Origin of the sequence: Alteribacillus persepolensis (genome assembly GCF_900099605.1) — a bacterium.
Classification (GTDB): Bacteria; Bacillota; Bacilli; order Bacillales; family Marinococcaceae; genus Alteribacillus; species Alteribacillus persepolensis.
This window is the reverse complement of the sequence record NZ_FNDK01000001.1, coordinates 337,574-349,384: the sequence shown is the minus strand read 5'-3', so window position 1 is coordinate 349,384 and position 11,811 is coordinate 337,574. Positions and strand designations below refer to the sequence as shown.

At 40.3% G+C, this 11,811-nt stretch carries 11 protein-coding genes; all 11 read right to left on the bottom strand.

Annotation, left to right across the window (positions count from 1 at the left end; genetic code table 11):
• Positions 1-135: 135 nt before the first annotated feature.
• Entirely contained in the window at positions 136-282 is a 147-nt protein-coding gene (locus BLT18_RS18080) for a hypothetical protein (protein WP_175487331.1), read from the bottom strand.
• A 376-nt stretch (positions 283-658) separates the two neighbouring features.
• Positions 659-1,579: a chemotaxis protein gene (locus BLT18_RS01690; protein WP_407639912.1), complete on the bottom strand. Its 921-nt coding sequence runs from the start codon at positions 1,577-1,579 to the stop codon at positions 659-661.
• A gap of 100 nt (positions 1,580-1,679) precedes the next feature.
• Entirely contained in the window at positions 1,680-2,465 is a 786-nt protein-coding gene (locus BLT18_RS01685) for a SurA N-terminal domain-containing protein (protein ID WP_175487330.1), read from the bottom strand.
• Between the two features lie 93 nt (positions 2,466-2,558).
• Positions 2,559-3,359, bottom strand: a complete 801-nt coding sequence (locus BLT18_RS01680; RefSeq protein WP_091270593.1) for an ABC transporter ATP-binding protein — start codon at positions 3,357-3,359, stop codon at positions 2,559-2,561.
• A 97-nt stretch (positions 3,360-3,456) separates the two neighbouring features.
• Positions 3,457-3,750 (bottom strand): HesB-like (seleno)protein, encoded by a 294-nt coding sequence (locus BLT18_RS18865; protein WP_456061147.1) that lies wholly within the window; start codon positions 3,748-3,750, stop codon positions 3,457-3,459.
• 72 nt (positions 3,751-3,822) lie between these two features.
• A complete protein-coding gene (locus BLT18_RS01675) occupies positions 3,823-4,746 on the bottom strand; it encodes a dipeptidase (protein ID WP_091270592.1) in 924 nt (307 codons plus the stop codon).
• 76 nt (positions 4,747-4,822) lie between these two features.
• Positions 4,823-4,996 (bottom strand): hypothetical protein, encoded by a 174-nt coding sequence (locus BLT18_RS18070; protein WP_175487328.1) that lies wholly within the window; start codon positions 4,994-4,996, stop codon positions 4,823-4,825.
• Positions 4,997-5,193: 197 nt separating this feature from the next.
• Positions 5,194-5,532 (bottom strand): cyclic-phosphate processing receiver domain-containing protein, encoded by a 339-nt coding sequence (locus BLT18_RS01670; protein WP_091270590.1) that lies wholly within the window; start codon positions 5,530-5,532, stop codon positions 5,194-5,196.
• 102 nt (positions 5,533-5,634) lie between these two features.
• Positions 5,635-9,348 (bottom strand): dynamin family protein, encoded by a 3,714-nt coding sequence (locus BLT18_RS01665; protein ID WP_091270588.1) that lies wholly within the window; start codon positions 9,346-9,348, stop codon positions 5,635-5,637.
• Positions 9,345-10,520, bottom strand: a complete 1,176-nt coding sequence (locus BLT18_RS01660; RefSeq protein ID WP_091270586.1) for an MFS transporter — start codon at positions 10,518-10,520, stop codon at positions 9,345-9,347. Before BLT18_RS01660 ends, BLT18_RS01665 begins: the two co-directional genes overlap by 4 nt.
• 70 nt (positions 10,521-10,590) lie before the next feature.
• Entirely contained in the window at positions 10,591-11,811 is a 1,221-nt protein-coding gene (locus BLT18_RS01655) for an EAL domain-containing protein (RefSeq protein ID WP_091270584.1), read from the bottom strand.

Genomic DNA, 11,811 nt, shown 5'->3' with positions numbered 1-11,811 from the left:
CTTCCATTCTAGCGAATAGGTGTTTGTTTTCCAATTGTAAAAGACATACAGGCAAATGACAGCAGGCGCGCCAATAAAAACATAAAAAAAGAACTGCCTTTATTTAGCGGCAGTTGCAAATGAGGTAGTAAGCAGCTAATTGGCAGGTGGTGTACGTTCAGCTACTCTTTCATTATGCAATTTTTCAATTTCTTGATTATTTAAACGAGTCAAAAGAGATTCCGGTATGCCGCAAAGCTCTTCTAATTCTTGAATGAGGCTGGTGCGATCCGTTTCCCTCATAGACCGTTCCCCCTCTAAAAAGCACCGTTTGTTATTTATCGTACACGCAAAGAGCAGAAAATATTCAGCATGTAAGGCAAATATTGTGTATTATCACAGAGAATTGCAGCTCTCAAGAAATGATAAATATAATAATAGTTTGCTAGTATTTTTATCTCGTTGTGTAATAGTCATTAATCATTTGTAGTACAGATTTTTCTTCCTTCGCAGGGGTAAATCGGCGTTCATTTGTCTTTTTGTGCGTTTGTTTCATTATAACCACTCCCATTTTGTTATATGTTAATAGCTATTATACACACGTGTTATAAAACAGTCAACTGTTTTATAACAAAAAATAAAAAGCTTTAAAAGGATTTCCCTTCTAAAGCTTTTGAAGCTAATCCAAAATGGCTTGATCAATACAGTCTACTAATTGTACAATTTCCGGCTTGCTGACTTGAGCGCTTGCTCCCACTTTTTCACCTTTATGAAATAAGTCTTCCGTGATTAACGAAGAAAAAATGATGACGGGAATATGCTGCAGATCTTGATGGTTTGTTACTTTCATCGTAAGATGGTGTCCATCCATTCTCGGCATTTCAATATCTGTAATAATTGCATCAGGAAGCTTATTGGCAGCTGCTGGTTCTGAAGATATGGCGGATAAAAGTGCATCAAGTGCTTCTTTGCCATCTGGATATACGATACAGTTAGTATAACCGGATTCCTGCAGGGTGTCCTCTAATAACTGCCGGAGCACCGCGGAATCTTCCACAATCATTAACAATTTTTCCTCACGTTCTTTTTCTCTTGCTTGGTCAGCTTTTGGAGGCGCCATTTCCGTTGGGGGAGAAATATCCATGACAATTTTCTCATAGTCCAAAAGCAGCGCCATCTCTTTTTCCATTTTCACAATTCCGTTTGTATTAGCATCATGACCTTTGGATAAGTTATTTGGTTTTTCAATTTGTTCCCAGGATATACGGTGAATTCTGGACACAGAATGGACGTGGAATGCGACTTTCGTTTGGTTAAGCTCTGCAATAATAAATTTGTCGTATTCTGGTTGCTGTGATGCTGGGTATTCTAATACTTTCGCTAGATCAATAACGGGTATAACCTCTTCGCGCAATCGAATAATTCCTTCTAAATGTTCATGGCGATTCGGTGTTTCTGTCACTTTCATGGCTGGTATGATTTCGCGTACCTTTAAAACATTTATCCCAAATGTACTGGCACCGACAGTAAACATGACAATTTCTAACTCATTCGTCCCGGTTTCAAGTAAAATATTGGAGGCATGGCTGTGCATAGACATCGTTATTTCTCTCCTTCATGAGCTGAATAGTACTTTTGTCTCTATTTTACCTGATTATGTTGCGACTGCAATAAAAAACCGACAGATTTTTCTGTCGGTCCTACGAATGATCTAAATATACAGACACGCTTCCACTTTGACGTAAGTCCTCTACTAATTTTTGGATGTGGCGGCCTTCTTTTTGTTCTAATATTTGCTGTTTAAGCTGGTCTTTGGATTCTTCAAAAGAAGGAGATGATGATTCTTCGCTGGATTGTCCATGGTTCAGCTCTTCATACATTTCCCTTAGTTCCTCTTCGGAGACGTTAATATCACTGGCTTCGTCTTCTACTAATTTTTCCACTTTAATTTGATTTTTAATATCTTCCTTTAAGTTTTTTTCGGTATAGTTTTCTTTCTGGAGTGCTTGGTGAAACTCTTCTTCTGACGCGAATTGTTCTTTAAACGAAGTCCATCTTTTTTCTATTTCATCTTGTGAAGCGGTAAGGCTGCGATTGTTTGCTTCTTGTATCAATAATGTTTGCCCGATTAATGTTTCAATGGTTTGTTCTTTGATTTGTTGTTCGAGTTCGCCATCATCTTGTTTTTCTACGTTTAATCCCTGTAAGGCATAGGTATGCAAAGTAGACACGTAGAGCTCGGCAAATTCTTCTTTTGCAATGGCATCTCCGTTCACTTCTGCAACAATGCTTGGAATATCTTCTAAATCAGGGTCAGGTAAATCTGATTGGTCTGGTGTATCAGTTGCTGTTTCTTCTGCTTCATTTGTCGGCTCGGCCTCCTGACCTACTTGTCCTTTTTCTGTTTCTTCGTCCTTTTCTCCACAAGCGGCAGCAACAAGCAAAATCATGGACAGGACCAGTGACAAAAGCGGTTTTGTACTCAAACGACTGCTCCTTTCTTCTATGAAAACATTTGTTTTGATTGTATCACATGACAAGGATACAGGCATGTGAATGGGAAAACGGTGGTTATTGTGCTAAGAATTTGATACAACGAGCCAAGGGCGCTCGTTCTCCCAAATAATATCAGCATTGACTTGAAAAGCTTCTTGTATGTTATCCGCGGTTAACGTGTTAAATTTCTTTCCTTGTTGCAGGATTTCCCCATTTTTTAATAACAATACGTTTTCAATAGAAGATGGTAATTCTTCTAGATGATGAGTGACATATAACAGTGTTGGTGCATCGTCAAGCTGCAGCAAACCTTCCAAAGTCGAAAGAAATTCTTCTCGTCCTTTCACATCCAGACCTGTACATGGCTCATCCAAAAGCAGCAACGTTGGTTTGGCTATCCATGCCCTTGCTAGAAGGGCTCGTTTTTTTTCACCTTGTGACAACTGTCCATATGGCTGATGTTTCACGTGAGAAATTCCAAAAAAGTCCAGCCAATGTTCGGCGTGAGAGATGTCTCTTTGACTGGTTGATTCATATAACCCAATAGATGCATATAATCCGCTTAATACTACCTCTAGAGCAGTATGGCTCATTTTTGTCCGGTACCGGTCATCCAGAGAATCGCTAACCCAGCCAATTTTTTGACGGAGCTGCTGTATATCAATTTTTCCATATGTACCTTGCCAGCTGGTGACCTGTCCTTTGCTTGCCCAGACGTATCCGGCAATGACTTTTAACAATGTTGTTTTTCCCGAGCCATTGAGACCTAACACCCCCCAATGCTCTCCTCGATTGATGGCAAACGATAGATTTTGCAGCCGCTTCGTACCCCCGGTTGTAACGTTCACTTCATCAAAGCGCAGTAAGGCATCTGTTGTAGTCATAGATTCCTCCTTCTAAACACATGGCATTTTTTGTAAGGACGCTCCCCTAATGAAAAAGACACCCTCTTATAAAACAAGCGGGGTGTCTTCGCTATCTTTAACAACAATCGCTGTCTGAGGAGCCGCCTTTCATAACAAGACCTACTTGCCCATCATCAGAACGTTCGACATCTAATGTGATGTCTTGAACGTGAGAAACAACTTGTTCTTCGATAGCAACGTGAATACCGTTCACTTCTTGTTTTACATCACTTTCTGCTGGCTCATCCAGAGCCAGTCCTAACTTAGGGCCTCCTCAGCCCATGCCTGAAAAAACAACGCGAACGGTTGATAAATCATGTTCGTTCATCACATCTTGAATAAAATCTCTTGCTTGGTTTGTAATATCCACGAAATATCACCTCTTTCTATTGTTTTATTTTAGCCGAAAATAATATATTTGCAAAGGAATATGCCTAAAAAATTAAGCTTGGCTGTTCTCTTTCCAGTAGCGTTGAAAATTTTGTCCAGCTACACCTTTTACTACATGTTCTGGAAAGTGACGAAGCAGCCACTCAAGCAGTCGCGGATAATCTGCCGGGGTGTTTAATCCGCTAAGCGAATAGTCGATGCCGTCAAAGTCAGAACCAAATCCAATCATGTGTTCCGCTCCGAGGCTGCACAAGTAGTCAATTTGTTTGGCTAAGTCTGTGTATGCAGCTGATTTTGTACCATTGATAAATGGGGGATAGAATGTTAATCCAATAAAACTGTTTTTTTGTTTTAAGCTGTTTATTTGTTCATCACTTATATTTCTAGGATGATGATATAATGCTTTCACATTCGCATGACTTACGATAACACGGTCAGCACGTTCGATGACGTCCCAAAAGCTTTGTTCATTTAAATGAGAGAGGTCTGTGATCATCCCATTGTTATTTTGCCAATCAATGACGGTTTCTCCCGCTTTCGTAAGTCCATAACTGTTTGATGCGCCGCTGCCGGCGGCAAGGTCATTTTTTTCATTCCAGGTAAGGCTGGCGATTTGAACGCCTTGTTTTTTTAAATTTTCCCACTCGGAAAGCTGGTCGGCAAACATTCCTGCTCCTTCTAAGGATAAAATGGCATTGGTGTACATATTCGATACGGTAAGTGGTTGTGCTGGCTGCCATTTGATTTGAGGGTTGGTTGTAATGTGTTGATGAAAGTAATCCAGCTGTTTCATAATGTTCTGTCTCTGGACAGCTTTCGGTTCATCAACAGAAGTGTACAGCGCAAAATGTTGAATCGAGACGTTTCCCTGCTTTAAGGTGTTTGCATTTACAGCCAAGTTTGCATCCTGAAAAGAAGGGGCTGGCGCATGCAGCATTTTCCACAATGCATCACAGTGCGTGTCGGCAATGATCATGGTGTTTATCTCCTTTTTTCTCCTCTTTTGTATACTACGATATGCATAAGTGGGTTCGTTGTGTGTGGATGCATTCTTAAGCTTTTTTTCTTATGATACGGATGCCTGCAGCAACCATTTCATTTTTGTTTTTTACTATCAGCCCCATGGCTGGATGATAATCAAGCACAGGATTTTCGCCTATATGTGCATATGTGTTATCTTCTGCAAGAACGGCAGGTTCTTTCGCTTTTGATTCTACCTGAATCAAAGAAAAGGTGACATCTCCCCCTCAGTTGCCTTCTAACGTGTGTGTCAGGATGAGGATGTGTTGTTTTAGATGGGGATGGTTGGTGAGATAAGATACCCCTCTATTTGTCAAGGTGATTCGCTGCATATGGGTCTCTGCCTCCTTTCCATCTATCATAAAAAAAGGAATGTTCCCTTGGTTTGGAAACATTCCTTTCCTTACGGAAACCTGATCGGTAATGGGCGATGAAAAACTTTGACATGTGCTGGTAGTACACCGGCTCGTTTTGCATCAATGAGATGGTTGTACATCTTTTTCCCGGCAGGTGCGTTTGCTGAATGTATAGTAATTCGTTTTGGAAAGGTTTTGTTTTTTAATAAGAACAAGACGACTTCAAATCCATTGGTATGCTTACTTCCTAAATCATGATCAAGAGATAGGTGATATACCGGTAAGTTTTCTTTTAAAAGTAACATGCAATCTTCAGCAGTTGTTACGAGAATGTGATCATCCGGACTAGGGCGAACATCGTCAAGGAAAATGTTACGTTGTTCCATGTATGGTTATCCATCCTTTTTTACAAACTCTGTCGGAACTTTGCGATGTTTGCGCCTTTTCTATTCATTATATCACAGATGATACACAAACAAAAATTTCCTTTAAACAAGCTGTTGCAGTTTATGAATCGTTTGCTGCAGCTGAGCAGTTGTGGCCGTATCTGCTGCATGTTCCCACTCGGTGACCGTTTTCATTAGAGAGTCCGTTAAATGTTGCCGGTAGTGATCCCATGCTTCTTTAAAAAAGACATAGTATGTGTCTTGTAAAAACTGATGATGTTTGTCAACGACCTTTTCTCCATAGGGCCGCAAATGCTCTTCGAACCGTTCTTTCATTTCTTTGCTTTTTTGCTCAACAAAGAAAGCATAATATGAGCTGTATTCTTTTATAAAAGGAAAGGTGCTGCTTTGGACAGGGATTTCTTCATGAATCGTTATTTCTGGAAAATCCGGAAGCTGCTGTTTGACGAAAATGCCTCGTATCTCCGTGCTGACTTCTGCAAGGATATCTTCTTGAAGCTCCCCCCATTGCTTTTTGATAAAATATTCCATACGTATAATAGTGGCGCGTATTTCTTGTGCAATTTCATGAAAAATAAAGTAAATGAGGTGATTGACAGCTCTCTGCAGCTGCAAAGGAAAGTCGGCATTGTCATCAAAGCGTGCAGCATGAAACAAGTCTTTAAATTCGTCATAGTAACGGTAAAACACACGTTGTTTTACGTAAAACAGCAGTTCTTCTAATTCTTGTTCAATCCACTGCCATTCGGTGTGCGGATCATAGTGAAAAAGCCGGTCGACAAGTTCTAGAAGTTCTTGTTTCCATCTATCGTATTGTGCCTGCCGCTCGGATTCTTCTGCTTTGGTGTGAGCGACTTGCTGCTGTAAATATGAAATAGCTTGCTTAATTTCTGTTGTTCCTTCTTTCACGATGGTTTGTTCTAAGGAGTCGACAGCAAATTGCTGAAAATGTTTCAAAAATCCTTCGATTCCGGATAGCTGCCATAATTGTTGATGATTGTTTTCGTGTGCTTGCAGCCCTTTTTTTCCCGAAACAGGCAGAACACGGGGCGATGTAATGTGCAGGCGGCGCAGCTGATCACTTACATAGTCCAATACGGAACGTAATTCATGGTCGTCTTTTGCAAGATCGGAAGCATTTACTAAGAAGAAAAATTTATCGTATGTAAAGTAATCTTTTGTCCGTCCAAGCTGCAGCAAGAACTCACGGTCTGCTTTGGAAAAGGCGTGATTATAGTAGCAAACAAAAAAGATGGCATCAGCACGCTTCATTTCTTCAAAAGCGATTTGGCTGTGCCGCCGGTAAATAGAGCCGATTCCAGGTGTGTCCACGAGACAATAACCTTCTTTTGTAAAGGGACAATCAAAATACACGTTTACTTCTTTTATTAGCACGGCCAAGTCCTCACGTGAGGTCATGCGTTGGTACTCCTTTACGCGAAGGTGTTCCGTCGTGTTTATTCTATCAGCATATTGATGATAGGATTGATAATACTGTTCAGCGGTTTGTCGTTCATCATCTGTTAATACATACAATGGATGATTATCTTTTGTATTTCCTTGTTCTTTTTCTGTTTCATTTGTGCCAGCTGTTTTCTTTTCTGTCTCTTCTGTCACAAGCGTATGCCAGTCTTCAATATCATCAAGTATGATTTCGGCCTGCTGCAGCACATCATTCATATCTTCTAAAATGTCCGTTTTGCTTTTGTATGTGACGTTCACTTCACGATGGCTGTGTGTATCATCTGGTGCTTGAATGTAATGAATGGCAGCGGTTGTTGGATTGGCTGCGACAGGAAGGAAATGTTCTCCTAACAGTGCATTCGCCAATGAAGATTTCCCAGCGCTAAAGCCGCCAAATAATGTGATGCGATAGTTTTTTTGCTGAAGGCGCACTGCTTTGTCGGCCAGCGAACTTTGGATATCTGACAAGCTGTCTGGAAGCATGCTTGCTGCTGTTTGCAGCTGATGGATAGATGTTTGTTTTAAAACGTGTAATCCATTGTTTTGCATGTTTTGTTTGTTGTGATAAAACGTGCTTAAATCCACCTCTTGTTCCTCATTGATGAAGTTCTGCCATATTTTTGTTATGGAATGCGTGTGTGTATCAAAACTTGCCGGCAGTGCAAGCGGTTTTGCGTATTGCTTCAACGTGGCGATGACATCGTTGATACGATGAACGAATTGATGCTTTTCTTCGTTAAAATGTTCCCAGTCCGTTATGGCCTGTTTGATGGTTTCAATTTCTTCTGTGCGTTTAGCTGCTTCACGGTGCTGCTCATTTTTTACTGCATGTTTGATATCTGGAAGTATATTGATGAACAGCTGCTTATACTGCTTTCTAATTTCATCAATGATGAATCGGCTGTATGTTAAGACGTATTCTTGTGTGAACAGTGCCCCACGCCTTTCTGCTCGACGCAGCAGGGATTCATCGATATGATAATGAATGGATAACAATGTCTTTTGAAAGGACTTTGGATGAACGCCGTAAGAAGCCAAGATATCCTGCAAACGCTGCCGCAAGTGGACATCAATATAATTGCTGACATTTTGATTAAGGCTGTCAAGCAGGTGCTGCTTTCGCCTTTCTTTTTCACGGGTTGTCTTCTTTTTTGCAAACAATCCTTTTAAACGAAACGACGCCTGTCTTGATTCCAAGTAATCCCGTACAAGGTTTCTTGTGTGATACGGGGTAAGTTTTGCATTTTTAAAAATGGTATCACTAGAAGCAAAAATATCTTTTTCAATAACATGTTCCCATTCAAAAATATTCTCTAAACTTGCTTGTTTTTCTTGTAATGTTTGTTTTAACAGCGGCAAAAAACGATAACGATGCATATATTCCAGCGTCGTTGGGCCCGGTTGTATATTTTCATAAACCATAAGCGCCGTCTTCTCCAATTGCTGATATAAACGAAGGGCACATGTCTGATTTACCGTATCGTGAACGCTTTGCCTGGAGTCAGGATATAAATTCTTTAAAAAAGCATTCCAATCAGATTTGTAAAGTGCTGGTTGTTTTGCTGATAAGAAAAATATGTTTTGCAGATGAATACGATATTGCTTTAAGCTTTTTGTAATGTGTTCTTTAAAATCATTAAAAGGCATTTCATCTTCGTCGTGTTTATCCATTTGATTCACAATCAATACCGGTTTTATGTAAGAATCGTTTAATTGTTTTAAAAAAGCGAAGTTTTCTTCTGACTGCACTTTTTGGTAATCAACTACGTAAAACACGGTATCTGCTTCAAATAACCGTGATTCTGCTAAATGTTTATGATTGGCATCAGTAGAGTCAATACCGGGTGTATCTAATATTTCAAAGTAGTTTGGCAAATGCTCGACAGGAAGGGTTAAGTATACTTCTTTCATGTCTGAAGCATCCGTAAACCATCCTTTGTTCCATTGAGACATTGGGATATACGTTTTCTTGCCAGTGCTTTCGTTTTGATAAGAAAAGGTGGCCTCCTTACCTCGCTGAAAATGTACGATGTTGGCACTGGTAGGGATTGGGTGTGCCGGCAGCACTTGATCTCCGATAAGAAGGTTAATAAGCGTCGATTTTCCAGCTGAAAAGTGCCCGCAGAATGCGGCTGTGTACCGTTTAGTTTGCGACTTTTCTTTTAACGCATAGATATGTTTCAATGCGTCATCATGACGATAATCAAGAGCAATCTTTTCTATGAAATGGTGCAGTTTATTGATATGTTCGTCTGCAAAACTCGATTCGTTAAATAAATGACAGCGGTCTGATGGTGATAATAAATATGGAGAAATATCTGTGTTGTTCATTTATCTTCCTCCTTGCCAGTGTGTGCTGTGTTGTGGAGTACGAACGTGTACACGATTAATGACAGCGTCCCAATGATTCCGAAAATACCAAGCCATTGATACAGCCCGGCACCGCCCCATGTATCCATCACGATGCCGCCTCCCAATGAACCAACGATACCTGAAATACCAAAAAATGTCGTAATAAACAGCAAGTGTCCGGTAGCTTGCAGTTCTTCTGGTACGAGCCGGGTCATGTAAGTTAAGGAAGAAAAATACATAAAGCCAAATGAGAGTCCGTGAAACATTTGCAACCATATGACATGTACAGGATCATTGATTATCCCCATCATCAGCCAGCGGCCGGCATAGATGACACCGGCTGTGATAATGAAGACAAGTGGATGAAACCGCCGAAACCATAACGCCGTTAAGAAAAAAACAACAGCTTCTGAAACAACTCCTGCAAACCACGCTCTGCCTATGTACGATTCCTTTCCTCCCAGTTCTAAAATGTACAGCCCTAAGAAACTATCATTGGCACGGTGGCCAACGGAAATAAAAAATATCAGAATAAGAAATATAAACACTTGTGGTTTTCTGCCAAACTTCACGGCATTTAATAAGGTAACTGGCTTTTTAGATGGTGTCACATCACGCAAAAGAAAAATGAAAATGAAAGCTGTGAGAGCACAAGCTAAAAAGGGAAGCGGAATGAGCGCTGGGCTGTATGCTTCTAGAATAAACCCTGTCATAAGAGATGTGGTAGCAAACCCCAATGACCCCCACATACGGATAGAGCCGAAATTCAGCTTCCGCTCGACAGCTGTTTTTTGAGCTAAGCTGTCACCTAAAGCCGTGCAGGGGGCTAAGAAGAGAAACATACAAAACATTAACAACATCAGCATCAGAAGCGAGTTCATTTGAAAAAAGAAGATACTGATTATGATGGCACTCCCCATGCAGACCATCAGAACTTTTTTAACGGATTTCCATTTATCGCTTCGATATCCCCAAAAAGGCTGCGCAAATACAGAAGCAAGCGGACCAATGGCCATGAGCCAGCCAATGTGTGTCTGGGAAATACCTTTGTGCTGAAAATAAACAGGAGCGTAACTAATAATAATCGTTAAAGCAGAATAAGCAAAAAACAGATAGGTCATTAAAGGAAGTATGCCTTTTTCGCGCACCATAATCATATCCTCCTGTTTTTCATAAAATACAGGCCGAGCGGTACGTGCTCAGCCTGCGTTGTTCCTTTCTCTATAATAAAAAATCTTGTTCATATAAGTAAGAATAAGGGATGTCCAAAAACACATATAACTCTTCGTTGACCGGATAGGAATATGTGCGTATGCGCTCCCCTTTATGGATATCGGTATACAAATCTGATAGAATACCGCGTTTTTCATAATTCATTTTAATAATATTTTCTAAAAAGTATGGACGCCAGCTCCAGTTGCGATGACGTTCTTCTTTGCGGTATTGCCACTGACCATCTTGGTCCAGCAAGGCGTTTCCTGATTGTTGAAAACCTTCCTGATTACAAATGTAAACGCGAAAAGCAATATCTTCAAAAGATTTGGCAACGTCTTGTGTTAGTTTATCAATGTCACTAACTTCTTTGGTTGCTTTTATATGTTCATATAGACGTGCATTAAGGGTATCTATGAGACCGTACTGTGCTTGGATTTTCTTTTTTTCAAACTGTAAAAAGTGATGGAAGTCTTTTCGAAGCGAGGCAGCGAATGTTGTTTTGTCTACCGTTGTATTACTTGGTCTTCCTAAATAGTGACCTTGATAATATCGCGCTCCGTGACGCCAAGCATAGTTTAACTGGTGAAATTCGGAGATGTTGTCAAACAAAAGCGAAGCTCCGATTTTTCTTGAAATCATGGACAGGGAATGCAGCATCTCGCGGAAAATGCTTGGAAATGAGTGATCTTCCATAAATCCTAAGTGTACTTTTATAATATCCGGTTCTAAATAAGTAATAGAGTTTAGATTGCTGGTACTTTTGCCAACATCATCAAGTGCCACTTTCATGTTCATGCTTTGAACATATTGAATGAAGTGTTTCAATTGGGAAGTGCTGCCTTGAAAGTGGTGCTCTTTTATCTCTAAAATAATGTGCTCCAAGGCAATTCCTTGATTTGTATAATAGGCAAGTTTTTCAAAAAATGTTTCTCCGCCGTCTGCTGCTATAACGTTAGCATCAACATTTAGAAACAAATAGTCATCCCGGTTTTCTGTGATATAGTGCTGCAATGCTTGATGGCGGATATGCTCATCCAATTCTACTCGATATTCTTCGGGAATAGCAGTGTCATTCAATATCGGACTAAGGCTGATAATATCGTTGTTTTCTTTTTGATAGCGTGGTAGCACTTCATACCCGGTTACTTCTTGTTTGTCTGCACTTATGATTGGTTGAAAGAATGGAAAAGCATTTCCTTTATTCATAACTACATCGAGTACATCCAT